Below are 22821 nucleotides of genomic sequence, written 5' to 3'. Positions count from 1 at the left end.
GAGCGGCTGATCTGAGGCTTTGCTGCAGGGTCCTTGCCCGCCCCCCATCGCGGGACACGCTGCAAGTACGTCCTTGTAAGCTCTTACGCGGCATCCATGCCGCGTAAGGTCCCGCGACGGGGGGCGGGCAAGAACCAGTCGGGAATGTCGGTGTGCATGCTTTTCAAAAAGCAATCGACTTACGCTCGCCGCCACACTCGACATACATTATTTGCCGGCAACGCAACATCTTCCACCAACCGCAACCCCACCTGCTCCGCCAATGCATCCACCGCCTCTGCATCGCGAATCCCCGAGGCCGCATCGCGCTCACGCAACATCGCGTCGAATGCACGATTGCTGTCGCTGGTGAATTGCCCATCGCGGTTGAACGGTCCATACACCACCAGCAGCGCATCCGGCGCCATCACCGCAGGTAACCCCGCGAACAACGCCTGCACTTGCGGCCAGCCCATGATGTGCAAGGTATTGGCGCTATATACAGCGTCATAGCCGGCAGGCTCGCCTGCCTGCACCGGCGGCAATGGCGGGGCGGGCGCCAAACCCGGCGTCGGCGTCAGCACCGCCTGCAACGGAATCGGTGGCGGCGTATTTGGCAATGCCGCCTCGTCCAGCCACTGCGTCATGCCCGGCAGATGATCGGGATGATCGCTCGCCTGCCAACGCAGCCACGGCATCGCCGCCGCAAAATGCACCGCGTGCTGCCCGGTGCCTGCACCGATCTCCAATACATGGCGGCGGTCGGCAAAGTAACGCTGCAATACCGCAAGGATCGGGTCACGGTTGCGCGCGGAAGCCGGCGAAAAAGGTTTGCTCATGGACGAGGTCCGACATAGGCGAAAGTGATTGTGACGTGTCGCAGTGGCATCGTGCATCCAAAGCTCTGCTGGCAAGCGATCACCTCGCAGATAGCGGAAATGACCGACGGAGCAACGCAAGACTTGGAGGTCAGTGAACTACTATGTCCACCAAGTAAGTGAGCGCAGTCGGCTTTGTAGTTCCCATCAGCACACAGCCAAATGAGCAGGTGCGATGCGCTCACCGCTTGCGGGACCGTGTGGCGGCATGGATGCCGCCACCGAGCCTACATGGACGTACTTGCGGCGTGTCCCGCAATCGGTGAGCGCATGGCGCCCTCGACCAACGCCGACCAACGCGGCTTTGAAACATCCAAACGACGCTGAAGCTCGAGCTCTCGGTCGCCTTGAGAGGTAAATCGAACGGTGTGGATGCGTCGGTTGTAGAGCGGCTGATCTGCGGGTTTGCTGCAGGGCCCTTGCCCGCCCACCATCGCAGGACACGCCGCAAGTATGTCCCTGTAGGCTCTTACGCGGCATCCATGCCGCGTAAGGTCCCGCGACGGTGGGCGGGCAAGGACCAGTCGAAATGGTCGGTGCGCAGGTGCGAGCAGTACATGCCGCGCGGGCGTCCTATGAGGTGCTATCTGAATCTCAACGCGGTGCAGGCAATGCGTCATACGCGCGCCGCACGGCCTCTTCCCCAAAGCGCCGCTCCAATCGGCGCACGATGAAATGCCCGCGTGCCATCGCCTGGAAGTGGCGCATGAACACGGTATTGAGCGTTGCGCCACTCACGGCGCCCACCAGCGGCACCGCCTGCACCGCGAGTTTTTCGCCCACGTTGACCGAGAACTTGGCCGCAACGCGCGACACCAACGACACCAGCGCGGGTGCGCCCTTGCTGGCGAAACCATGTGCGGCCACGTAATGCGCAGCGGCGCTGAGTTGCTGCGCCATGGCCGCGCGTACGGCGAAATAGCCGGATTCGGCGCCATCGTCGCTGACGCTGCGTCCGCCATGCGCCAGCACTTCCAGACAGGCCAGCGCCGTTTCCGGATCGTGCAGCGATTCGCCTTCCGAGCGTGCGATATCGGCAATGGAGCGCAGCATCACCGTGGTGGTCACCGGCAGCTCCACCAAGAGACCGGGCAATCCGAAAAATCCGCCTGCGCCGCCCGCGACAGCCACCACCATGGTGTGCCGCGCGGTGGAGGCGGGCTGCTGCGTATCGGCCTTGCCGCGCAAGCTGAGCAATGCCGATTTCATTGCCACCTGCAATGCGCGGCGGGTGACCCCATCGATGCTGCGGGCAAGCATTTTCGGTAGCCGCTTGGTGATCAGACTTTCGATCGGCGCGCCCAGCGCGTTGGCAAGTTGCGCTGCCACGCCGGGGTTTTCCAACAGCGCGTGCGCCGTGGCCAGATCGCGTTGCGCGGCAACGTCCATCACTGGTATCGGAAGCGTCGTCATGCCTGTTCTTCATCGTTAGGGGTCGCCCCGATGGTACCCAGCGCCATGTGAGCGTTGGACGAGCGAACTGTGCAGTGCCAAGACAATCCTGCAATTGGCCTGCAAAATGCGCGATCATCGGGATCTACGCTGCGAATGCCCACCAGATGAATCGTGAGATCCGCCACAGCATCGTCATTGCCGCCGCGCCGGAAGTGGTTTCCGCTGCGCTGTCCGAGCCAAGGCAGCTGGCCCGCTGGTGGACGCGCGAGGTGAGCCTGGGCAACGGCAGGGTGCGGCTGGACTGGAGCCGTCAGGGCTGGCGGGTGGAGTTGAGCATCGACGAGGGCGCCGATCATCGCCTGGTGTGCTGGCGTTGCCACGACTCCAACATGCTCGATTCGGACGCATGGAAAGGCACCGTGATGCGCTTCGAGCTGCACTCCACCAGCCAGGGCACGCAGGTGGAGTTCGTCCAGTCCGGTTATCGCGAATCGCCGTGCAAGGAGGCCTGCGCGCGCGGCTGGCGCTTCTTCCTGGGCAGCAGCCTCAAACGCTATGTGGAAACCGGCGAAGGCATGCCCTCGGCCGACATGCTGGCGCCCAACCTGCACTGAGCCCGGTGCGCATCACGCGCATCCACGCTGCGCCGAGCCCGCTTACGCCGTGCGCGGCTGGCCCATGGAGGGCGCGGAGCGCAGTGGCAGCTGCGCATCCACCGTCACCGGGCTATCGGCCTGCAACAGCGCGCGTGCTTCGGCATCGGTGGCCACGGCCGGCGGTGAGCCACGCAACGGCAAGCCGGCGGTTTCGCGCACGAACAGCATGGTCACCAACCCGATCGCGGCTGCGCCCATCAGGTAGTACGCCGGCACCAGCGGGTCGCCGGTGCGCTCCACCAGCCAGGCAGTGACCAACGGCGTGGTGCCGCCAAACAACGACACCGAGACGTTGAAGCCGATCGACAGCGCGCTGTAGCGCACCGGTGTGTAGAACAGCGCCGGCAACGTGGAGGGCATCGAGCTGGTGAAGCACACCAGCGCCAGGCCGAGCAGCATCAGCCCGGTGAAGATCAGCCCGTCGTGGCCGCTGCCGATCAGCATCAGGCACGGAATCGCCAATACGAACAAGGCAATGCAGGCGCCGATGATCATCGGGCGGCGGCCCAGCTTGTCGCTGAACAGGCCGCCGACGATGTTGAGCGGCATCATCACCAGCATCACCAGAATGATCAGCAACAGGCCCTTGCTCTCGGCATAGCCCATGGTGACGCTGAGGTAGCTGGGCATGTAGGTCAGCAACATGTAGTCGGTAACGTTGAACACCAGCACCAGCCCAACGCACTTGAGCAACTGCGGCCAATGCAGGCGCAGCAGCGTGAGCAGGCCTTGCCCTGCGGTTTGTCGTTCGCGTTGTTCCGATTGCGCGGTATAGGCGCGAAACGCCGGGGTTTCTTCCAGTTTCATGCGCATGTACAGGCCCAGCAAACCCAGCGGGCCGGCGACCAGAAACGGGATGCGCCAGCCCCACTCGAGCATCTGCGTCTGGCTCAAGCCCATGTGCAATGCGGTCACCGTGGCGGCACCGGCGATGTAACCGCCCAGCGTGCCGAATTCCAGCCAGCTGCCCATCAGGCCGCGATTGCGGTCGGTGGCGTATTCGGCGATGAAGGTCGCTGCCCCGCCGTATTCGCCGCCGGTGGAAAAGCCTTGCAGCAGCCGCGCCAACAGCAGCAACACCGGCGCCCACACGCCGATGGTTGCATGGGACGGAATCAAGCCGATGCTGAAGGTGCCCAACGCCATCAGAATCATGGTGGCCGCCAGCACTTTCTGCCGCCCGTAGCGGTCGCCGAGCGGGCCGAACACCATCCCGCCGATCGGTCGCACCAAAAATGCGACGGTGAACGTGGCAAACGTCGCAATCAACTGCGCGGTGGGATTGCTCGCGGGGAAGAACACCTGCCCCAAGGTCACCGCCAGATAGCCGTACACGCCGAAGTCGAACCACTTCATCGCATTGCCCAGTGCGGCCGCACCCACGGCCTTGCGCAGCATCGGGCGGTCGACCACGGTGACTTCGTCCAGTTGCAGTTGGCGACGGCGCTTGAACCAACCGAAGTGCGAGGCAATCGTGCGCGTGTCGTGCATATGTTTGGTCTCCATGTGCGGCCATCGCTGCCCACTCGCCCTGGCAACGCACAGGACACAGCACATCGCGCGCGCATGGCAAACGCACATGCAGGGGATGACACCGGAGGCATTCCCGGACGGCCGCGAACACTCAGCGACGCTGCGGGACAGACGACCAAGGGGTGGGCAAGTGCCCAGGGGCTTGATCAGCCGCACATGTTACTACAGCGTGCAGATCGCTGCAGGCGCGAGGGCGCCGCTTTGCCAAAACGCCCTGTTTTCAAGGCGTTTCAGCGCATACAGCAAAGGCCGCGTCCACCTGACGGTGAGCGCAATAGTTTTATCAGCCGCTCTAAATCGCAGGCTCACCCAGCACTGCCAACAACGGCTGCAGATCCTCGCGCGTTTGCGGGCGCACCGCGCGCGCGACTTCTTCGCCATCGCGCAGCAAGATGATGGTTGGCCATAACTTCACGCGGAAAGAGCGGCCAAGCGGCCGCCCTTTTCCATCTTCGACCTTGCGGTAATCCACCGCCTGGAAACCACCCAGCAGTTTTTGCAACAGCGGCTGGGCAGCCATGCAGTGACCGCACCAATCGGTGCCGAACTCCAGCACCTGCAGCCCGGCCTGTGCATCCACCTCGCTGCGCTCGGGTGCCTGCGTGGCGTACTCGCGAACAAACCCCATCGCGCGCGTGCTCCGCTATCAGGACAGCGCGCGCTGGATGTCTTCCAGCGGCAGATTGGTGAGGTCTTTGGCCAGATCACCCACCAAGCGCTGCTGTGTTTCCTTGTGCAGCAAGGGGCGGACGCGGCCCAGCGTGGTCGGGTCGGCCACCAGGACCAGATGCGTGTATTCGTGCTTCAGCGCGCCATCGTTCAAGGCATGCGACAACTGCTTGGCGAAGGTCATTTCGTCCAGATCAGCGTTGCTCAGATCCTGCGGCGCCTTGCCGGCCGGGCCGTCGTCATCGACGTTCTGCACATCGGTGCGCGCGTGCTGACGCAGCACCACCTTGGCTTCGTTGCCGGTGTTGGTGAACCAACGCGCTTCGCCGCCATCGGCCACAACCACCAGTGCACCCTGAGGAATTTGCAGACTCATCCGACTCTCCTGATCAATGTCGGCACTGCAAGTGCAGCGCCGGTCCGTCTCAACCTAGGCGAGAAGATGTAAGCGCGGTGCCTAGTCGATGTCAGCGTGGCGTTAGTGTGGCGCGGCCAATGCCGGTGGTGGCAGGCCCAGATGCTTGCTGAAGAAGCGTGCAGTGACCCGCAACGCCTGCTGGCTTTCCGGCAGTGTCTCGGTGAGGTGGAAACCGTGGCCCAGCCCGTCCCAGACGTGCAAGTCCGATTCGCGACCCAGATCCACCAGGCGCGCATGTGTATAGGCCGTGGCGCTCAACTCGGCCGCACGCGTTGCGGTGAGAAACAAGGTCGGCGGAAACTGGCGCAGCACCGCATCGGAGAACACCGGCGACACCAGCGGGTCATGGAAGTCCACGTTCTCGCCGTAATACAGGTCTTCCATGATCGGCAGCGCCCCGGCATTGTCGGGCAGCAAGGCATCGTTCACTGCGGCGACCACCACACGCGAATCGCCGCGATAGCGCGCATCGCCAGCGGCGCAGAACATGCCTGCCGCCGCCGGCATCGGCAGGCGCTCCTTGGCAAACCAGGCCAGCGACTCGCCGGTGAGCACACCGCCGGCCGAGCAGCCGAAGATGCCGATACGCTCCGGGGCGTAGGTCTTCTTGAGCGCGGCGCGATACACCGCCGCCACATCTTCGCTGGCGGCCGGGAAGCGATGCTCCGGACCCATCCGGTAGTCCACCGCAACCACGCTCATGCCGGTCATCGCCGCGATCGGGATGGCTTCCATCAGGCCGAACGAGGCAGCGCTACCCATCACGAATCCGCCGCCATGCAGCTCGATCAGCAAACGCTTTGCCTGTTCGGGTGTGCGCGTGCGTGGCTCCACCCGCAGCACCGGCACGCCGTTCCAGGTCTCGGGCGTGATCTCCACCGCGTAGCGTGTGCGCAGCTGCGCGATCACGCCTTCGGCCCAGCGTTCGGTGTCGGCGCGGATGCTGGGCAATTGCGTCAGTAGCGTGGCGTTGTCGGCCTTGGCCAACGGATCGACGCGCGCGACTTCTGCAGCTACATGCGCGCGTGCCGCCGGGCTCAGATACTCAGAGACCGGCAGCGCGAATGCACTCACATGCCGGATGCCATCTTGTGCGGTTGCAGCAGCGGGTTGTGCCGTCTCTGCCGCTGCAGCGTATGCAGTGCCTACGCTGCCGATCAGCAGCAAAACAACCGTTCGTGTCCACCAATGGTGTGCCATGCGTTGCCCTCCCAGGCAGTCAGCCGGCGAGGATAACGCCAGACAGCTGCGATGACCTGCCGCGCTCAGCCTGTAGAGGCCGGCAGGCCTTGCACGTGCAGATGCTGCAATGCCTGCACCGTGGAGGTGGTCAACGGCGATGGCAGTGCGTCCAGCGCGAACCAGCCGATAGCGAGGATTGCCTCGGGCTCGCGCCGCACCGCGTGTTCGCTGCCTTGGATGGCGGCCAGATACACCGGCGCGACCCAGTGCTCCGGTGGCGTCAGATCCGGCTCGAAGTAGCTGACGATGCACAGCACGCGTTGCAGGTGCACATGCAGGCCGGTTTCTTCCAGCACTTCGCGCACCACGGCGTTTTCGACGGTTTCCATCCAGTCCACTTTGCCACCGGGCAAGCCCCAATGGCCTTGCTCGGGCGCACGTCCGCGTTGCACCAGCAGCAAGTGGCCATCGGCACGGCGGATGAAGGCGCCACATCCAACGCGTGGACGCAAATCATGGGAGGTGGTCATCGGCATCTCGCACACACAGGGGCCGCATAGTGTCCCAGATGCGATCGATGCGGTCATTGCGCCATGCGCGTTTTGAGCCGGTGTATTGGCTGCTGCCGATACCTTGCACATAGCGGGCGACGTGGGTTCGATGCAATGAAGACAAACACTGAGAATAAGAAGCTGATCGCCGCTGCGATAACACCGCCTTAGCACCGCATTGGCGAGGATGGTGGCATTCCGCGCCCTTGCGGCGCGCAGTGCTGGAGTGGTGGATGTCTCGTATCGTGTTGATTGGCGGCCATGGCAAGGTCGCGCGTTTGCTCACCCCGCTATTGGTGCGCGGTGGGCATCAGGTGACTGCGTTGTTCCGCAATCCCGAGCACACCGACGATGTGATTGCCGATGGCGCCACGCCGTTGCTGTTCGACATCGAACACGCCGATACCGATGCGATTGCCGCTGCGTTCTCCGGCCACGATGCGGTGGTGTGGTCGGCCGGCGGTGGCGATGCAGCGCGCACCTATGCGGTGGATCGCGATGCGGCAATCCGTTAGATGCATGCCGCCGAACAGGCGCGCGTGCGCCGTTACGTGATGGTGTCCTATCTCGGTGCCGGGCTGGAACACGGCATCGGGCCGGACGATGGCTTCTTCGCCTATGCGCAGGCCAAGGCCGCCGCCGACGCACATCTGCGCGATACCACGCTGGACTGGACCGTACTGGGACCGGGACGACTGACCCAGGATGCGCCAACCGGCCGCATCACCCGCGACCCGGGCGGCGATGCCGACGGTGGCGTCTCGCGCGGCAACGTGGCGCAGGTGATCGCAGCGGCATTGGCAACGCCGGCCACCATCGGCAAGACTGTCGGCTTCATCGATGGGCAGACGCCGATCCAGCAGGCATTGGCGCAGCTGGAATGAACGCCAGACCTATCGCAACACGCCACAGGCGTGTGATCTGGGCCGGCCTAACGTTTTCCTAAACCAGGCCTGGGCATAGTCGCGAGCGCATCCCACTGTGGAGACCGCTTATGTCTGCGTCCGTCGCCCCGCGCCGTGCCGGCATTCTGCCGCCGTATTTGCTGGACCATGTGGCGCAGGCGGCGCCCGAGCATGCACGCCACTGCGCGCAGCTGTCCCGCCACATCACCGCGTTCCTGCGGCAGCAGCGTGCGCGTGGCCTGCTCGCACGTGCAGAGGCGCTCGTCGCGGATGCCGCACCGGCCACGCACGCGGTGCAGCGGCGTATTTACGATGCGCAACACGGCACCGCATTACCCGGCACCCTGGTGCGCGACGAAGGCGCTGCAGCCACCGACGATGTGGCAGTGACCGAGGCGTATGACTCTCTCGGTGCCACGCATGATTTCTTCCAGACGGTGTACGGGCACAACTCGATCGATGACGCCGGCATGCCGTTGATCGGCAGCGTGCATTACGAGCGCGGCTACGACAACGCCTTCTGGGATGGCGAACAGATGGTGCTGGGCAAAGATCCGCAACCGGCCACCATGGCCGGCTACGTCAACACGCAAGAGGACGATGGCGGCGTGCATTACAACTCCGGCATTCCCAATCACGCGTTCTATCGCGCTGCGGTGGCGATCGGTGGCGCGGCGTGGGAGACAACCGGCCGCATCTGGTACCGCACGCTCACCGGTGGCGAACTGGCTGCGGGTGCGGACTTCGCCACCTTTGCCGCACGCACTGTCAGCGTCGCCAGCGCCGATTACGGCCCCACCAGTGTGAAGACACTCGCCGTGCAACAGGCCTGGCGCGACGTGGGCGTGCTGGCATGAGTCCACAGTTGCCGCCGGTGGAGTTGGGCGTAACCCTGCGGCTTGCACGCGAGGGCGGCGTGGCCGCGTTCCCGGCCATGCGCCGCGAGCGGCAACTGGTGATGGATGAACTGGACGATGCGCAGCGCCTGCACCTGCGCACGCTGCTGGACCAATGCCTGGTGCATGCACTGCCGCGCCCGCAGGCCGGTGGCGGCGACCGACGCTATTTCAGCATCGCCTGGGACGGTGCCAGCGAGCCGCTGCGCATTCCCGAAGAACATGCCCCGGCCGAAATCGTGCGGCTGTGGAAACAGGGCACGCTGTAGCGCGGTTGTGCCGCGATGACGGTGCCCGCTAACCAGCGCGCGTGTCCATCACCACACACAAACGAAGACACCGCGCAATGCGCGGTGTCTTCGTGAAAGATGGTCCAACTGCGGATGCCTGCACCCTTTAAGCTGCCTAGATGCTCTAGGGCTGCACAGCTGGTGACGCATAGTGGTCCCCGCTGCGTTAGCGTGACGTGCAGCGCAGCGGTCAATCTGAAGACACGCCACGCACCGCTGCACTGCGGCAGCTCCTCGCGCCCACATTGCCGCCGCGACCGGCTTCGCGGATAGTCGCAGCACTGCTCAGACGAATTCCCATGACGCCCGTGATTGTGTTGCTGCTTGCTGCCGGACTCCTTGCCGGTTTGGTACTCGCCGGTGTCATTGCCTGGCTGCTGCTGCGCCATCGTGCCCAAACGATCAGCGCAGCTGCCGCGGCTATCGCGTCCAGTGCGCACGCCGCGCCAACGGTCACGCCGGAACTGGCGCCTGTGCACGAGCAGGCGCAAGCGCACACGCAGGCGCACACCGCTCCTGCACCGCAGCCATTGCCGTCCGGGCCGCCACCGATGCGCCCGTTGCTGCGGCGCATGTATGCCGCGGTGATGTCCACCCCGTCGCTGGCCGATGGCAGCCTGCCGGTCGATCCTGCGCAGGCCGATGTGCTGGCGGCGGTGGCCAGCGCGCTCGAACACGTCGACCTGCGGCCGCAGCTATTGCCGCGCCGCCCGCAGCTGTTGCCGCAGCTGATGCGTGCGGTCAACGACCCGGATGCCTCCGGCCGCGGCATCGCCGCGATCATCGCGCAGGACCCGGCGCTGGCCGCCAACCTGTTGCGCATCGCCAACAGCGCGCTGTACCGGCCGCAAGGCGGCCCGCTGGAAAGCCTGGAACGGGCGGTGGTGCATATCGGTACCGAGGGTGTGCGCCAGATCGTCGCCGCAGCGGTCATGCAGCCAGTGCTGAGCCTGGATGGCGGCCTGTACTCGCGCCTGCCGGCGGCGGTGTGGGATTACGCCCTGCGCACCGCCACCGCAGCGGCCGCCTACATGCGCGAGCGCGGCGGCGACACCTTGTCGGCGCAGCTGGCCGGCCTGCTGCAAGGCCTGGGCGCGGTGGTGATCCTGCGCGTATTGCGCGACACCTACGCCGAACGCCCGGCACTGCCCTACAGCCTGGAAGTGGCCGCCGCCTTGGTCGAACGCCACACCGCCACGGTGGCCAAGACCATCGCCACCGCCTGGGAGCTGCCTGCCTCGCTGAGCACCGCGCTGGACGAGCAGCGCCCCGAACACGACACCACCCTGCTGGCCACCTCGCTCGGCATGGCGCTACGTTACGGCCGGCTGGCCGCCGCGCTGGCCATGCTCGCTCGCCACGGTGCCGAGCATCAAGACCATGCGCTGAGCGTGCTGGCCACGTTGGAACCGGACAACGACGCCAACGCTGCGTTGTGGCAGCGGCTGGTAGCGTCCAGCGTGGAGTGAGGGCCGGCCGGGTGACGCAACACGTCTGAAACACGCGTACAGCGCAGCGATCGATGCACGCTTCTGCACAGGTATCGCGAAGGGACTGTCAGCGTGCATGCGGATTCATCGCGTCCATGCAAGCGCCCTCGGTGAACAAAGCAGTCGCGTAAAACTGGCAGGCGTCATGTGCGGGCTCGGCTTGTGCGCGGTGCCGCATCCAGTGTCGGGACACGCCGTGAATCCGTCCGTGGAGGCTCAGTGGCGGCATCCATGCCGCCACATGGTCCCGCCCCCGGATACGACACCGCGCCCCCACTTTTCGTAACTGCTGATCGGCAAGCAATGCCGTCGCTTTTCAATCAGCCACCGACAACATCCGAAGGTGCTTGCACGCGTACCGGCGTGGGACCTTACGCGGCATGGATGCCGCGTAAGAGCCTACACGGACGTACTTGCGGCGTGTCCCACGCCGGTACGCGTGCAAGCGCCCGCAGCAGACCGAAGCACTCGCACAAAACCGGCAGACCTAGTGTCAACGCAAACCGCAAAAAAAAGCACACAGAAAGTCGAGTTATCAACCCACTTCCAAGCCCAGAACACACAGCGGCAAACACGCAATATCTCCACGCAAAAAAACACCGGACCATCCCTAGATGGCCCGGTGGAGAGCGAGTCTTGGCATCCTTCGCCGAGAAGGGGTTACCCCGGTTGCTTGCTCAGTGTCACTCCTAACTCGGCGCACCTTGGGACCAAGGACGCCTTGCAGCAGGCGACGGTTCCCCAACCGTCAACCTGACACCTCGGCAAGAAATCTCACACCCCAACAACCGGGTCGATCACAACAGGATCGGTGCGGCGACCCGCACGCCCGGCGGCAAACGCAATGCCCGCGCCCAGGATCAACAACACCAAGGTGCTCCAGGCCGCGCGCGAGATGCCGCGTGCCGCAACATCGCCGGCCTCGCGCGCCTTCTGCTCGGCGGTGCGCTTGAGCGCTTCGTATTGGGCCACGGCCTTCTGGTAGCTCTGCGCGTAGTTGTCGGCAATCTGCTCGGCCTCCGCGCGCGATTTACCCGTGCGCGCCACGATCAGGTTGATCAACGCATCGCGGTCGGCCGCATCGATGGCCGGCTTGGCCTGCGCACGCACACGGTCGAACCACGCGGCCAGTTCGTCCGAGGCGGCCTGCGGGGTCTGCGCCGCATCGGTGGCGGTGACCTTGCCGTCTTCGCCCACGTTCTCGGCCTGATCCTTCAGACGCTCAGGATCGAGCTCGGCCTTGCCGGTCTGGCGCAGCACCGTGTCCAGCTGGCCGCGCAGGTCGCCCCAATCCAGCTCGATGCCCTGCTTCTTCAATTCATCCTGCACCCCATTGCCCAACGCTGGCGCCGCAGCGGCGATGCCCTGCCCGGTGAGCGACAAGCCCTTGCCGACCACGCCCGACACCGCACCTACCGCGTTGCTGGCCAGCGCCGCCACCAACCATGTGGTGATCAGCGAAGTGACCGCCCAGCTCAACAGACCGTGCAGCCCGCCGCGTACCGTGGCCAGGCGGCCGGCGACGAACGCGCCTACGCCGATCGAGATCAATGTGCTCAACGCCAGCCAGATCCCCGCACCGGTGCCCAGCCCGCTGACCGGGTTGGCTTCACGCAGCGGGTCGATGGTGGAGGCACCGATCGCGGTGCCCAACACGCTCAGCGTCAGATAGGTCACCAGCGCGAAGGTGCAGCCGGCGAGCACGGCGCCCCACGACATCCTGGGGGCGAGAGTGAACTGGCGAACGACCTGTGCCATGGGAGTGCCTCACAACGGTAGAAATGGGTGCTCAGTGTGTAAGGCGTGCTGCGCCCGTGCCTGAGCCGAATGCACCAGTGCGGCTAGTGCATTCGCGTCAGGCAGCGGCTACCGTGTGCCGCCACCCTTGGTTTCCATTGCCTGGTTTCCATCGCCGTTGTTACCCGAGGTCACCCCATGTCGTCAGCGAGTGAAACCGCGCCGCCCAGCAGCCCGCCCCAGTCCACCAACCGCCGCCAGCTGCAGCAGATCATCACCGGGCTGAGCGAAGGCGTGATTCTGGTAGAGCCGGATCAGTCCATCACCTGGGCCAACGAGGCCGCGCTGGCCATGCATGGCGCCACCGTGCTGGAAGACCTGGGCGCCACGGTGAGCGAATACCGCGAGCGCTTCCAGCTGCGCTATCGCAACAACCATCGCCTGAGCGCGGGCAATTACCCCATCGACCGTGTCATCGCCGGCGAAGTCTTCAACGATGTGGTGGTGGAAGTGGTGCGCGCCGGCACTGAGGAGCAATGGGTGCACCGCGTGCGCAGCCTGGTGCTGACCGACGCACAAGGCGCGCCGGATTGCCTGGTGCTGATCGTCGCCGACGCCAGCGACTGGGCCAGCGCCGAGCAGCGCTTCGAACGCACCTTCAACGCCAACCCGGCGCCTGCGGTGATCTGCCGGCTCGCCGATCAGCGCTATATCAAGGTCAATCAGGGCTTTGTGGAAATGACCGGCTACACGCGCGAAGCGGTGGTGGGCAAGAGCGTGTTCGAGGTCGATGTGCTGGAACTGGCCGACCGCCGCGAGCTGGCGCTGGAACGCCTCAACGAGGGCACCACCATCCCGCAGATGCAGGCCGAACTCAGCCTGCCCGATGGCACCACCAAGATGGTGGTGGTGGCCGGCCAGCCGATCGAAATCGGCGAAGAAGCCTGCATGCTGTTTACCTTCATGGACCTGGAGCCGCGGCGGCGCGCCGAGGTGGCCTTGCGGCAAAGCGAAGAACGCTTCGCCAAGGCCTTCCGCATCACCCCGGTGCCCACGCTGATCTGCAATGCCGACACCTTGCAGATAGTGGAAATCAACGACGCAGTGGCGCAGACCACCCAGTACGCCAGTGAAGACATCATCGGCAAACCCATCGAAGAGATCGGCCTGTTTCCTACACGCCAGGCCTATCAGCAGTTCTGCCACGCGCTGCAGCAAAGCGGCAGCATGCTCAATGTGGAATACCCCATCGCGCGCAAGGATGGCGAGCAGCTCGATTGCCTGATCTCGGCCGAAACGGTGAGCATCCACGGCGTGCCGTGTTACCTGTTGTCGCTGATGGACATCACCGACCGCAAACGCACCGAGATGGAATTGGTCGCCGCCATCGAAGAAGTGATGCAGGACGCCTCCTGGTTCAGCCAGACCCTGTTGGAAAAGCTGGCCAACGTGCGCCGCGCCAATCGCCCCAGCCAGGCACAGAGCTGCGGCATCGCAGAACTCACCGGACGCGAGCGTGACGTGTTGGGCCTGCTCGCCGAAGGCCTGGCCGACAAGGAAATCGCACAGCAACTCAGCGTTGCGCCCAATACCGTGCGCAACCACGTGGCCGCGCTGTATTCCAAGATCGATGTGCACAGCCGCGGCGAAGCCATCGTGTGGGCACGCGAGCGCGGCTTTGCCGGCCGCAGCACCAAAAAGCCCGCGCGCAAGGTCTGAGCGGCACAAGCTGGGCCGGATGCACTAGCCGCCCTGGTGCATCCGCATGTGGGCAGGCACCGCGCGGGCCGACACCATGCTCACACCGGCCCGCACAGACTGAGCCGGTTCCCCAACTACGAGAAACGTCCCATGGATAAGAACCGTATCGAAGGTACCGCCAAGCAGGTCAAGGGCTCGGTCAAGGAAGCCATCGGCCGCGTCACCGGCGACAAGAGCACCGAGCTGGAAGGCGCCGCCGAAAAGAATATCGGCAAGGTGCAAAGCAAGGCCGGCGAAGTGGCCGACAAAGTACGTGACGCGTCCAAGTCGACCAAGTAACTCCATTGGCCGAGTCGTATCGGCTGAGTAGGGTTCGATTGCGTTGCTGGCAGGCGTTGCGTCTGCCGCGCTGAGGCGATGGTTTGGCTGTCTTGTATAACGCGCTGCTTCGCAGCGTTATTTCGCAAACGGCGCTACCGAGTTTTAGTGATAGATCGCACCAACGCCCCGACTTGATCGGGGCGTTGGCGTTTGTGGGGTTGGAATGAGTTACACCACCCTTGAATGAGGCGATCTGACTTTCGAAAGCAAGCAACAACAAAAAGCTGCTTGCCGACGCGATGCAGCACAGAGGCGATGAAGAACGTCACGCTCCCCCCGTGGCTTGCTCTCACGCAGGCCGATACGTTTGCGCCATAAAGCCGCTCGGAAAGATCTTTGAGCTGATCAATGTCAGTGGCATCGGCGCGGGTAAGTCGCAGAAAATCGGTGCGCCCCTGCCCAGCAGGATTGGATAAATGCCCAGAACATATTCGTCGACCAAATTGTGGGCAATGAGGCTGCGCGCGAACGCCGCGCCACCGTGGGCGATGATCGGCTTGCCGTCCTGCGCCTTGAGTGCGGCCACTTCATCGGCCAACCCGCCGCTGGCTACATACGCCTGCGCCCAGCTTTCTGCACCAGCCTGCAGCTGCCCTCCGGGCGTCGTGTTGACCAGTGCCTGCGCATCGGTGAGTGCCTTGGCGGCAGCTTCCAATATGGCCGGACCCTGCGTCGAAAAGACCGCTTTGGGAATCTGGTTCATCGGTGGTGCGAATGGGGAGGTGGCGGTCGGCCAGAAGCCGGCCATGCCCTGAAAGACGCCGCTGCCCATGAGGTGCAGGCTGGCATTCCAGGCTATTTCCACCTTCCAGGCGATGGCTTGCTGGTCGCCGTTGAACACCCAATCGATCTCGCCAGCCGGGCCGCTGACAAAACCGTCCAGCGACACCGACATCATCAGTTTCAGTTCTCGCATTGCGTTCTCCTAGCGCTCGTGAACCAAGCAACGGGTTGATCAACGGCTGCAGCGATGGCCAGTCTTCACTACCACGACGGATGGACGGGTGAGACATCTCCATCGATACCGGTGTTGAACATATCTGCAATCGACGCCTTAGACGAACGCCTGAACGTCATGCGGACTCCCTGGCTTGCCTCCTAAACGCTTGGCTTGCGCCCGCGTGAAGCAGGCCGCTTCGCGACGCTGTCGCCGTACTGCTGCCACCATGCGGTCAGCGCTTCCATGGTTGGCCCCAGTCCATGCGCCTTCGGCGTGATGGCGTATTCCACGCGCGGCGGTACCTGCGCAAACACCGTGCGTGTGACCAAGCCATCTGCTTCCAGCTCGCGCAACTGTGCCGTCAGCATGTGTTGAGTGATGCCGGGAATTGCCTCGCGTAGCTCGCCAAAGCGATACACCCGCTGATTCAGCAGCCACATGATTTCCAGCTTCCATTTGCCTGACAGCAGCGCAAATGCACGGCGCATCTCTTCGTGCATGTTGCGCTCGCTGCTTTCAATGGTCTGGTTTTTCATACTAAGCCCTGGTGATTCATCCTACTTTTCAATACCCATCTTAGGCGACATTCTGAGTGCCGGTTGCATTCGCACATTGACTGGCAAACACCATGAGCATCTCTGTCTACTGGATCAGTACCGCGCTGCTGTGCCTGCTGTATCTCGCCTCTGCCTGCATGTATCTGGCCAAGGGCGAGTTCGTACGCAAGGCGCAGGCCGAGCTGGGCTATTCGGCGCCATTGCTGGTGCCCTGGATGATCGTCATCAAGATCCTGGGCCCGGTGGCGATTGTGTGGCGCTTCAACACCGCGCTGAGCGATCTCGCCTACGCCGGCATGTTCTATCACCTGCTGTTGTCCGGCATGGCGCATCTGGGTATACGCAAGCCCAAGGGTGCGATTCCTGCAGCGTTGGGCCTGCTCTTTCTGTTCGCCTCGTTCGGCACGCAAAACGCCGCGCGCCAGCCGCCCTCGCCCTATGCACCGGCTGCAACGGCGATAGGATCTCGGGGAGTAATTGATGGACGGCCAGCGAGAACAGCTGCGAACCACCATCGAGCTGCAGCAATGCAACGCATTACTGCAGCTCCCATCAACCGCTATCCAGCCCACGCTACCACCCACACCCAAAGCTAATTCCGAATCGCCTGCGTATGCGTCTTCAACGCGTCGGCAAGGCCGTCGATATGCTCGGCGCCTGTGGGCACGGTGATGCTGGAGCCGGTGAGGTCGCTTCCGATGGGTTGCACGCGGCCGCCCAGGCACTGGCCCAAAAAGGTTTCCGCCACTGCGTTGAAAGCCTTGCTGTTTTGGGGGCGGTGGAAGCCGTGGCCTTCGTCGGGGAACAGCACATAGGTCACCGGCAGATGCTTGACGGTCATGGCATTGACGATCTGTTCGCTCTCGGCGCGGTTGGTGCGTGGGTCGTTGGCGCCCTGGCCAATCAGCAGTGGCTTTTTAATCTTGTCCACATGCGTCACAGGCGAGCGTTCGGTAAGCCACTGCTTGCCGGCGGCTGTGGCCGGGTCGCCCATGCGCTTGGCAAACTGCTTGTAGGTGCCGGCCCAGTATTTCGGCACGGACCCGAGCAAGGTGTTGAGGTTGGCCGGGCCGACGATGTCTACGCCGCACTTGAATGTGTCTGGGGTGAAAGTCAGGCCCACCAGGCTGGCGTAGCCGCCATAGCTGCCACCCATGATGGCCACGTTGTCTGGCGTGGTCACGCCTTGCTTGACCGCCCACTGCACCGCATCGAGCAGGTCGTTGTGCATCTTGCCGGCCCACTCGCCATTGCCGGCGTTGGTGAAGGCCTTGCCAAGGCCGGTGGAGCCGCGGTAGTTCACTGCCAGCACGGCGTAACCGCGATTTGCAAACCACTGCGTGTACTCGCCATAGCTGTTGTAGCTGTCGCGCAACCAGGGGCCGCCATGCACGAACAGCACCATGGGCACCGGCTTGTCGGGCTTGCCGTCATGGTTGGTGTCGGCGTCGGCCGGCAAGGTGAGGTAACTCACCATAGCCAGCCCGTCGCGGGAGGTGAGCGTCAGCGGCCAGCTCGGCACCAGCGGCTTGCCCTCCAGCGCCGGGAATGCCGAAAACAGCTTGGTCAGCTTGGCGGTAGCGCGGTCGTAGCGGTAGTACCGCAAGGGCGTCTCGGCAGCCGAATAGCTCACGATCCAGGTGGTGTCGTCCTGGGTGCGTGCTTCCACCTTGGCATCGCCTGGGCCCAACGACTTTAGTGCTTGCAGGTCCTTGGCAATGCCTGGATCGAGCGCCTTCCATTCCCGGCGCAGATACTCGGACGAGGCGGCCTGCACGGCGCCGGTCTTGGGATCTTTCAACACGGCATCCACATCGGCGCGCGCGTCTTCGCTGAGCAGCGTGCGTGCCTTGGTGGCGGTGTCCACCGCATACAGTGCCGAGGTATTGCGGTTGCGCGAGTCGCGCAGATACAGCGTTTTGCCATCATCGGTCAGGCCCACCACTTCGGTGGTGATCGCGTCATCGAAGGGAATGATTTCCACTGTTTTCCAGGTGCCGCCCTGGTAGGCAAGCACCTCGGTACCACCATCCTGGCTGGTGCGCATGGCATAGCGCGGCTGGAGGTTGCCGTCGGCCAGGTAGCTATCAAGCTGTTGCGTGTTCTTGTCCACCAGGGTGGCTTTGCCGGTGGCAATGTCTACCCGATACAGATCGCGCCATTTGGGGTCGCGGTTGTTGATGCCCACCAGGATCTGGTCAGGGTGTTGCGCACTTAGGCCATACATCTCCACGCTGGCCTTATCGAACGGGGTGAGGTCCTTGCTGCTGCCGTCGGCCAGGTTCAGCGCATACAGGTGGAAGTTTTCGTCGCCGCCCTGGTCGCGCTTGTACAACAACGTGCCGGCGCGGTGGCTCCAGAAATACTCCCTGATGCCGCGCCCGGTGTCTTGGGTGACCGCGCGCGCTTTGTCCGGCGCATCGATGGGCGCCACCCACAGGTTGGGCACACCCTTCAGCGGCGCCACCCAGCTGAGCGTGGCACCGTCCGGGCTCACCAGCACATGCGCCTTCTCGGCCGCACCAAACAGCGCGTCACGGGTGATGAGCTCAGGCGGCGTGGCAGCGGCGGCGGGCGATGCACTGGCGCCGCTGGCAGGCGGAGCGTGTGGTGTGGATTTGTCGCTGCAGGCAGACAGCGCCACCAGCATGCTGGAGACAAGAAGCAGGCGTTGCATGAAACCTCCGGTATGGCGTCGGCTGGGGTGCCGAGACGTCCAACTGCCGCGGAGCATACGGTGGCCGCTTGCCCGATAGGTGAACCCCGTGCGGTCTGCTGCGCGTTTGCGGTCATATGTTCCGAAACAGCACCCTCCTCCCGGCATCCCGCTGCGTTGTGCAGCGGGAGCGCGCACACGGCTCAGCACCAAGCGGGCTGAACCACCCGCGTGCGCGGCGTGTGGTCTAGGATCGCTGCGTACAAGGGGGAACACCATGGACAGGATCATCACCGCGCGCCGTGTCGCGCTGGCACTGACAGCGCTATGCCTGCTTGCATGCGGACAAGGCGTGCCGGCACAAAGCATGCGCTCTGCCACTGGCAAATCGGCCGGCAAATACATCGCGCCCACGCAGCAGCCATACAACTCCATGGCGCGCGACACCACGCCGTTCAATTGCGAGCAATACCGCGCGCACCCGCATCCGGGCATGGCGCGCTACTGCCAAGGCATCGAGAACATGACGTTGCGTAACGAAGCGCATCGGCAGGGGCGCCCTGCTCCGTCGGATTCCATCATCGCGCTGCCGGGCTTGGGCACGGCGGAGGCAAAGCAGCTGGGCTATGCGTGCGTGGGTGGGCAGGCGATGAAGCGGCTGCGCAATGGATGGGAGCAGGTGTCGGCCGCTGCGGGTGGATGGCAGCGGTGTCAGGGTGGGTGAGTGACCCTATTCTCCGCTAGCTTTAAGAAGCCAATAAATGGCGGCCCTGACCAACACTGAAATCCCCATTGCTAGCACCGGAGCGAAGCGGAGTGGCGTACGGCTAAAACCCGCCCACTAGATGCCCACTTGGCCAGGAGGCACGGACATCCCCGCACAAAGGCGAAGTGCACTACGGGTTTCGTTCCGTTGAAGACCAGCTCAAGGCAAACCTTGAGCACGTAGGCGGCAAGACGCTGACCTGATCCCGATGTAGCTAGACCGCGCTGACGCCGACCAAAACTCGTGTCAGTAGCACATAGCCGATTATCGCCAGCGTTGCAAAAACAAGACCATTAGCTATGAGGTGAGAGCGGTTGCCGCGGCTGTCAGCTGCGGCACGTTGTACTGCCTGTGCCCGGTTAACCCGGTAAAGCAAGAATGCCGAGCCAACCATGATCACTGCACTACAGCCGAAAGCTGCAGGATGATTGGAGATGAGATAGCCCTGCAAGAATTTCCCGTGACTCGGAACTGCAGCCTCCCAGCCGGCTGGTAGGGATTTACCTTGAAGATCGAGAGCAGCAATGGGCTTGGCTGAGAGGAACGTGGACGTAGCATAAAAGGAGACAATTAGCGGCAGCCATAGCAGCAGCTCAACTACGTACAGGAGTGGGAGCTTCATATTTTTCAGCATATTTTTCGGATATCTCCACCTAGTAATCAGCTTTTGAATAATCGAGCTTTCGCTCTCAATCGCGCCTCAAACGAATTTTCCCACAACATCTCGCCAAGCTGTTGGTGATCCGAAGAGCCGCGCGCTACAAACCTTGCTAACTTAGCCGAATACGTAAGTGCGATGAATCCTGCCAGTTCCCAGTTGGTCGTGATGCACCGCCAAGGGGCGCACTGTATCGCCCTGCCATTACTCACCCACCGCCGCACGGCGGGCGTCCACAAGCTGGTCCACCGCGCGGCTGGCTTAGAGCGGCTAGCAAGACTATTGCGCGGCCGTTAGGCGGGCGACCGCTCGCTACCTTTTGTTTGCCGCTCTTAATCCGGTTTCTTCCAGTTTGGATTGTTCCCCAATGTCGGGTATCGCCTGACCAGCGTGTGCAGTGCGTCGGCCAAGGCAACGGGGTCTTCGCGTCTCTCCCTGACAATGCCTAAGACCCCTCGTGGCAGAGGCGCCATTTCCGTAAGATTTTTAAGAAGATTCAGTATGCGTCTCCCATGTTCTTCGCTCGGCGCATCGTATGTCTCCTCGATCCTGGACACCATGTTCGCAACCTGCGCTGCCACGTCTTGCTTGAGGATCAGGCCCTCCTCCCGCTGCAAGAACTTTGCATCGCCGCCTGCCTTGGCCACCTGGATCTCGAGGTCGACATCCGCCGCGAGTTGCCGCATCTGTTTGAACATGGGGTGGCCTGCGTATTGCTCGATGCCCTCGACAGGCGGCGCGGCTGCGTCGGGGTTCGCATAATGGTTAGCGATCCGGTGCTGGATCTGCTTAATTCTTTCAGCAATATCGTCGCTACCGCCAACCGCCCTTTTCCCGAGTGCACACTCACTCATGCGCGTGAGCAACTTGAGTGCTGATTTATGCTCGGCATGGAGGGCTTGATTATTGAGGATTGGGGCAATCGCATTGAGCAATGTGTGCGCCATCCCCTGCATCTCCAACAGCATGCGAGTTTCCAAGCCCGATCGCTGTGGCCGCGTTGGCTGTGACGTCGTTGGACGCGATGGAGTTGGCCGTGACGTTGGCCGTGATGGGGTTGACGGGCGCGGCGGGCGACGCTGCAGCCCCTGCAATGGCGATTGATTCGGCAAGGGTGTCGATGGGGCCGGCCGCTGCGGCGTGCTCTGGGGCGTGGGTTCGTGCTGCGTGTAGGTCACGTGCGCGTGGGCGCCACTGACATTGTTTGAAAGACAGTTTCCCATTGATTTTTCCCACTACTTCAGTCATGGGCGGCGAGTACATCAGAGCCAATCCCGGCATTGCGCAAGCAAACGCGAATAGGCGGTTGTGGATCCGAAGCTACGCCCTGCTGGTCAGCAATGCAGAAGAACCCCTTCGCAAAGCACGAGGCCAGCTGCCGTAGGCGGGCAGACGATGCAGCGGCTGCGTAACGGATGGGAGCAGGTGTCTGCGGCTGCGGGTGGATGGCAGCGGTGTCAGCATGGCTAGGTGGCTCAGGTTGGCAGGCGTGAGGGCTTGGTGCATCTGCCCGGCTGCTCGTGATGTGCCGCTAAGGCGCACAAGCCGTGTGCTCCACCCGTTGCTCAAGAATCGCGCGCACCGCGTTGGCGGCGTCGAAGATGGCCTGGCCCAAGGTTGGCAGCGTCTGTGCGTGCAGGCACTGTGGGGCGCTCAGGGCGATCACGTCGCCGTGGGCGGCGATGGTGCGCATCAGGCGGTCGAGTTGATCGATCTGGTCCAGCGTGAGACAAAAGACGGCGGCATGCGGTTGCATTGCGTGATCCTCTGCGAGGCGTGGCGAGGCACGTGCGCACTTGGCGCAGCATGCGCGCAGCGCGCCTGAAGGGTGGCCGTGCACCTGCATGGCGGCACGCGCACGGTGGGGCCGGTCAGTCTGTGGGCGCCACACTCACTACCAGCTCGCCATCGCGCAGGCGGATGTGCAGCTTGCTGCCGATGGCAAAGCCCAGTTGTTCCAGCCAGCGGCCGCGCAGGCGTAGCGTGGGAATGCGTTGGTCGCTGGCGGGGTAATAGCCATAGCCGACGGTGCAGTGTGTTGGGGCACGTGGATGGCCGGGGCGTGGGGGGCGGGCTTCGGTGCGGGGTTGGGGGATGGGGGATGGGGGTGCGCTCGACATAGGGCCGCGGCTTGATCGACGGGTCGAGCGAGTGCCAGCCGATCTCGCGGGGCGGCGGCTCCGTGGCGCGCTTGCGTGGGGATGTGGGACGGGACGTGGATCGACGCATGGTAAAGCCCTCCTTGACGAACAGGCCCCGTTGCACGACGCAACGGGATGTCGGGAGGCTAGAAACCACAGACAGACTTCTGAATTGTTTTCCCAAACAACTTTGCATTAGCCGCACTCCGACATAGGTATCGCGTCGGCTGCACTCGCACAAAAAATCTAGGCACAAAAAACCCACCGGTTTGACGGAGGTGGGTACCGCTGTCTGAGGAGTTTCTAGGCTCCTTGCAGCCGAGATTGCTACCTGTTTGGCGATGTGTCAACTGGTAACTAGGGCCTGTTAACACATCCGAAGCCCATCAACGACTAGGACGAAGCTGAGGAATCCAAGGAACATGACATCTAGCTTCTCGAA

The 22821-nt window shown here is 63.5% G+C and carries 23 protein-coding genes and 1 pseudogene; 9 read left to right on the top strand and 15 right to left on the bottom strand.

The window, feature by feature from the left end:
• Nucleotides 1–179: 179 nt before the first annotated feature.
• Nucleotides 180–818 carry a DUF938 domain-containing protein gene (locus XcyCFBP4188_RS19310; protein WP_006452541.1) on the bottom strand — a complete coding sequence of 213 codons (639 nt, stop codon included), beginning with the start codon at nt 816–818 and terminating at the stop codon, nt 180–182.
• Between the two features lie 633 nt (nt 819–1451).
• The gene (locus tag XcyCFBP4188_RS19305; protein ID WP_043911403.1) at nt 1452–2246 is read right to left on the bottom strand and encodes an EcsC family protein; all 795 of its coding nucleotides are present in this window, start codon (nt 2244–2246) and stop codon (nt 1452–1454) included.
• Between the two features lie 170 nt (nt 2247–2416).
• Here XcyCFBP4188_RS19305 and XcyCFBP4188_RS19300 point away from each other — a divergent pair, with 170 nt between their 5' ends.
• Entirely contained in the window at nt 2417–2866 is a 450-nt protein-coding gene (locus XcyCFBP4188_RS19300) for an SRPBCC family protein (protein WP_006453265.1), read from the top strand.
• Nucleotides 2867–2908: 42 nt separating this feature from the next.
• Here XcyCFBP4188_RS19300 and proP read toward each other — a convergent pair whose 3' ends face one another.
• The 5 genes from proP to XcyCFBP4188_RS19275 all read right to left on the bottom strand — a co-directional run bounded on the left by proP (nt 2909) and on the right by XcyCFBP4188_RS19275 (nt 7240).
• Nucleotides 2909–4399: a glycine betaine/L-proline transporter ProP gene (gene proP / locus XcyCFBP4188_RS19295; protein WP_104592652.1), complete on the bottom strand. Its 1491-nt coding sequence runs from the start codon at nt 4397–4399 to the stop codon at nt 2909–2911.
• Nucleotides 4400–4733: 334 nt separating this feature from the next.
• Complete coding sequence (locus XcyCFBP4188_RS19290; protein ID WP_006453263.1) at nt 4734–5069, bottom strand: thioredoxin family protein; 336 nt, start codon at nt 5067–5069, stop codon at nt 4734–4736.
• Between the two features lie 18 nt (nt 5070–5087).
• Nucleotides 5088–5486, bottom strand: a complete 399-nt coding sequence (locus XcyCFBP4188_RS19285) for a host attachment family protein (protein ID WP_006453262.1) — start codon at nt 5484–5486, stop codon at nt 5088–5090.
• A 102-nt stretch (nt 5487–5588) separates the two neighbouring features.
• Entirely contained in the window at nt 5589–6728 is a 1140-nt protein-coding gene (locus tag XcyCFBP4188_RS19280) for an alpha/beta hydrolase (RefSeq protein ID WP_043911398.1), read from the bottom strand.
• Between the two features lie 65 nt (nt 6729–6793).
• On the bottom strand, nt 6794–7240 hold the full coding sequence (locus XcyCFBP4188_RS19275; protein WP_043911406.1) for an NUDIX hydrolase: 447 nt from the start codon (nt 7238–7240) through the stop codon (nt 6794–6796).
• 254 nt (nt 7241–7494) lie between these two features.
• On the opposite strand from XcyCFBP4188_RS19275, the pseudogene XcyCFBP4188_RS19270 reads away from it, so the two are divergent.
• The 4 genes and pseudogenes from XcyCFBP4188_RS19270 to XcyCFBP4188_RS19255 all read left to right on the top strand — a co-directional run bounded on the left by XcyCFBP4188_RS19270 (nt 7495) and on the right by XcyCFBP4188_RS19255 (nt 10821).
• Nucleotides 7495–8145, top strand: a pseudogene (locus tag XcyCFBP4188_RS19270) (SDR family oxidoreductase).
• A gap of 110 nt (nt 8146–8255) precedes the next feature.
• The gene (locus tag XcyCFBP4188_RS19265) at nt 8256–9023 is read left to right on the top strand and encodes a M4 family metallopeptidase (protein ID WP_006453258.1); all 768 of its coding nucleotides are present in this window, start codon (nt 8256–8258) and stop codon (nt 9021–9023) included.
• Complete coding sequence (locus XcyCFBP4188_RS19260) at nt 9020–9331, top strand: protealysin inhibitor emfourin (protein ID WP_006453257.1); 312 nt, start codon at nt 9020–9022, stop codon at nt 9329–9331. The genes XcyCFBP4188_RS19265 and XcyCFBP4188_RS19260 overlap by 4 nt, the downstream gene beginning before the upstream one ends.
• Before the next feature lie 320 nt (nt 9332–9651).
• Nucleotides 9652–10821 (top strand): HDOD domain-containing protein, encoded by a 1170-nt coding sequence (locus tag XcyCFBP4188_RS19255; protein ID WP_104592651.1) that lies wholly within the window; start codon nt 9652–9654, stop codon nt 10819–10821.
• Nucleotides 10822–11616: 795 nt separating this feature from the next.
• On the opposite strand, the gene XcyCFBP4188_RS19245 is transcribed toward XcyCFBP4188_RS19255, so the two are convergent.
• On the bottom strand, nt 11617–12600 hold the full coding sequence (locus XcyCFBP4188_RS19245; RefSeq protein WP_006451428.1) for a hypothetical protein: 984 nt from the start codon (nt 12598–12600) through the stop codon (nt 11617–11619).
• Between the two features lie 177 nt (nt 12601–12777).
• On the opposite strand from XcyCFBP4188_RS19245, the gene XcyCFBP4188_RS19240 reads away from it, so the two are divergent.
• Together XcyCFBP4188_RS19240 and XcyCFBP4188_RS19235 are read left to right on the top strand one after the other, a co-directional pair.
• Nucleotides 12778–14298, top strand: a complete 1521-nt coding sequence (locus XcyCFBP4188_RS19240) for a helix-turn-helix transcriptional regulator (RefSeq protein WP_006451427.1) — start codon at nt 12778–12780, stop codon at nt 14296–14298.
• 132 nt (nt 14299–14430) lie between these two features.
• The gene (locus tag XcyCFBP4188_RS19235) at nt 14431–14619 is read left to right on the top strand and encodes a CsbD family protein (RefSeq protein ID WP_006451426.1); all 189 of its coding nucleotides are present in this window, start codon (nt 14431–14433) and stop codon (nt 14617–14619) included.
• A 331-nt stretch (nt 14620–14950) separates the two neighbouring features.
• Here the strand turns inward: XcyCFBP4188_RS19235 and XcyCFBP4188_RS19230 are convergent, their stop codons facing one another.
• Together XcyCFBP4188_RS19230 and XcyCFBP4188_RS19225 are read right to left on the bottom strand one after the other, a co-directional pair.
• Nucleotides 14951–15577: a dihydrofolate reductase family protein gene (locus tag XcyCFBP4188_RS19230; protein WP_006451425.1), complete on the bottom strand. Its 627-nt coding sequence runs from the start codon at nt 15575–15577 to the stop codon at nt 14951–14953.
• A gap of 182 nt (nt 15578–15759) precedes the next feature.
• The gene (locus tag XcyCFBP4188_RS19225; protein WP_043909519.1) at nt 15760–16137 is read right to left on the bottom strand and encodes a winged helix-turn-helix transcriptional regulator; all 378 of its coding nucleotides are present in this window, start codon (nt 16135–16137) and stop codon (nt 15760–15762) included.
• Nucleotides 16138–16229: 92 nt separating this feature from the next.
• On the opposite strand from XcyCFBP4188_RS19225, the gene XcyCFBP4188_RS19220 reads away from it, so the two are divergent.
• Nucleotides 16230–16754: a DoxX family protein gene (locus XcyCFBP4188_RS19220; protein WP_228996106.1), complete on the top strand. Its 525-nt coding sequence runs from the start codon at nt 16230–16232 to the stop codon at nt 16752–16754.
• Here XcyCFBP4188_RS19220 and XcyCFBP4188_RS19215 read toward each other — a convergent pair.
• On the bottom strand, nt 16751–18835 hold the full coding sequence (locus tag XcyCFBP4188_RS19215; protein WP_104592648.1) for a S9 family peptidase: 2085 nt from the start codon (nt 18833–18835) through the stop codon (nt 16751–16753). The genes XcyCFBP4188_RS19220 and XcyCFBP4188_RS19215 overlap by 4 nt on opposite strands.
• Nucleotides 18836–19091: 256 nt before the next feature.
• On the opposite strand from XcyCFBP4188_RS19215, the gene XcyCFBP4188_RS19210 reads away from it, so the two are divergent.
• Nucleotides 19092–19538, top strand: coding sequence for a hypothetical protein (locus tag XcyCFBP4188_RS19210; RefSeq protein ID WP_046932057.1), 447 nt, complete (start codon nt 19092–19094; stop codon nt 19536–19538).
• A gap of 256 nt (nt 19539–19794) precedes the next feature.
• On the opposite strand, the gene XcyCFBP4188_RS19205 is transcribed toward XcyCFBP4188_RS19210, so the two are convergent.
• The 4 genes from XcyCFBP4188_RS19205 to XcyCFBP4188_RS23700 all read right to left on the bottom strand — a co-directional run bounded on the left by XcyCFBP4188_RS19205 (nt 19795) and on the right by XcyCFBP4188_RS23700 (nt 22358).
• Nucleotides 19795–20202: a hypothetical protein gene (locus XcyCFBP4188_RS19205; RefSeq protein WP_228996108.1), complete on the bottom strand. Its 408-nt coding sequence runs from the start codon at nt 20200–20202 to the stop codon at nt 19795–19797.
• 368 nt (nt 20203–20570) lie between these two features.
• A complete protein-coding gene (locus XcyCFBP4188_RS19200) occupies nt 20571–21206 on the bottom strand; it encodes a hypothetical protein (RefSeq protein ID WP_104592647.1) in 636 nt (211 codons plus the stop codon).
• A gap of 563 nt (nt 21207–21769) precedes the next feature.
• The gene (locus tag XcyCFBP4188_RS19195; RefSeq protein WP_006451691.1) at nt 21770–21994 is read right to left on the bottom strand and encodes a hypothetical protein; all 225 of its coding nucleotides are present in this window, start codon (nt 21992–21994) and stop codon (nt 21770–21772) included.
• Nucleotides 21995–22109: 115 nt separating this feature from the next.
• Complete coding sequence (locus XcyCFBP4188_RS23700) at nt 22110–22358, bottom strand: SymE family type I addiction module toxin (protein WP_428977249.1); 249 nt, start codon at nt 22356–22358, stop codon at nt 22110–22112.
• Nucleotides 22359–22821 lie beyond the last annotated feature (463 nt).

The sequence above is a fragment of the Xanthomonas hortorum pv. cynarae genome, assembly GCF_002939985.1.
GTDB lineage: Bacteria > Pseudomonadota > Gammaproteobacteria > Xanthomonadales > Xanthomonadaceae > Xanthomonas > Xanthomonas hortorum_D.
This window is presented reverse-complemented; position numbering and strand designations above follow the sequence as displayed.

Excerpts from the sequence above, each read along its gene's own strand:
- XcyCFBP4188_RS19230 (WP_006451425.1), bottom strand. The coding sequence starts at position 15,577 with ATGCGAGAACTGAAACTGATGATGTCGGTGTCGCTGGACGGTTTTGTC.
- XcyCFBP4188_RS19305 (WP_043911403.1), bottom strand. The coding sequence starts at position 2,246 with ATGGACGTTGCCGCGCAACGCGATCTGGCCACGGCGCACGCGCTGTTG.
- XcyCFBP4188_RS19285 (WP_006453262.1), bottom strand. The coding sequence starts at position 5,486 with ATGAGTCTGCAAATTCCTCAGGGTGCACTGGTGGTTGTGGCCGATGGC.
- XcyCFBP4188_RS19210 (WP_046932057.1), top strand. The coding sequence starts at position 19,092 with ATGGACAGGATCATCACCGCGCGCCGTGTCGCGCTGGCACTGACAGCG.
- XcyCFBP4188_RS19205 (WP_228996108.1), bottom strand. The coding sequence starts at position 20,202 with ATGAAGCTCCCACTCCTGTACGTAGTTGAGCTGCTGCTATGGCTGCCG.
- XcyCFBP4188_RS19215 (WP_104592648.1), bottom strand. The coding sequence starts at position 18,835 with ATGCAACGCCTGCTTCTTGTCTCCAGCATGCTGGTGGCGCTGTCTGCC.
- XcyCFBP4188_RS19280 (WP_043911398.1), bottom strand. The coding sequence starts at position 6,728 with ATGGCACACCATTGGTGGACACGAACGGTTGTTTTGCTGCTGATCGGC.
- XcyCFBP4188_RS19195 (WP_006451691.1), bottom strand. The coding sequence starts at position 21,994 with ATGCAACCGCATGCCGCCGTCTTTTGTCTCACGCTGGACCAGATCGAT.
- XcyCFBP4188_RS19225 (WP_043909519.1), bottom strand. The coding sequence starts at position 16,137 with ATGAAAAACCAGACCATTGAAAGCAGCGAGCGCAACATGCACGAAGAG.
- XcyCFBP4188_RS19245 (WP_006451428.1), bottom strand. The coding sequence starts at position 12,600 with ATGGCACAGGTCGTTCGCCAGTTCACTCTCGCCCCCAGGATGTCGTGG.
- XcyCFBP4188_RS19240 (WP_006451427.1), top strand. The coding sequence starts at position 12,778 with ATGTCGTCAGCGAGTGAAACCGCGCCGCCCAGCAGCCCGCCCCAGTCC.
- XcyCFBP4188_RS19255 (WP_104592651.1), top strand. The coding sequence starts at position 9,652 with ATGACGCCCGTGATTGTGTTGCTGCTTGCTGCCGGACTCCTTGCCGGT.
- XcyCFBP4188_RS23700 (WP_428977249.1), bottom strand. The coding sequence starts at position 22,358 with ATGTCGAGCGCACCCCCATCCCCCATCCCCCAACCCCGCACCGAAGCC.
- XcyCFBP4188_RS19260 (WP_006453257.1), top strand. The coding sequence starts at position 9,020 with ATGAGTCCACAGTTGCCGCCGGTGGAGTTGGGCGTAACCCTGCGGCTT.
- XcyCFBP4188_RS19300 (WP_006453265.1), top strand. The coding sequence starts at position 2,417 with ATGAATCGTGAGATCCGCCACAGCATCGTCATTGCCGCCGCGCCGGAA.
- XcyCFBP4188_RS19235 (WP_006451426.1), top strand. The coding sequence starts at position 14,431 with ATGGATAAGAACCGTATCGAAGGTACCGCCAAGCAGGTCAAGGGCTCG.
- XcyCFBP4188_RS19265 (WP_006453258.1), top strand. The coding sequence starts at position 8,256 with ATGTCTGCGTCCGTCGCCCCGCGCCGTGCCGGCATTCTGCCGCCGTAT.
- XcyCFBP4188_RS19275 (WP_043911406.1), bottom strand. The coding sequence starts at position 7,240 with ATGACCACCTCCCATGATTTGCGTCCACGCGTTGGATGTGGCGCCTTC.
- XcyCFBP4188_RS19220 (WP_228996106.1), top strand. The coding sequence starts at position 16,230 with ATGAGCATCTCTGTCTACTGGATCAGTACCGCGCTGCTGTGCCTGCTG.
- XcyCFBP4188_RS19290 (WP_006453263.1), bottom strand. The coding sequence starts at position 5,069 with ATGGGGTTTGTTCGCGAGTACGCCACGCAGGCACCCGAGCGCAGCGAG.
- proP (WP_104592652.1), bottom strand. The coding sequence starts at position 4,399 with ATGCACGACACGCGCACGATTGCCTCGCACTTCGGTTGGTTCAAGCGC.
- XcyCFBP4188_RS19200 (WP_104592647.1), bottom strand. The coding sequence starts at position 21,206 with ATGCTGTTGGAGATGCAGGGGATGGCGCACACATTGCTCAATGCGATT.
- XcyCFBP4188_RS19310 (WP_006452541.1), bottom strand. The coding sequence starts at position 818 with ATGAGCAAACCTTTTTCGCCGGCTTCCGCGCGCAACCGTGACCCGATC.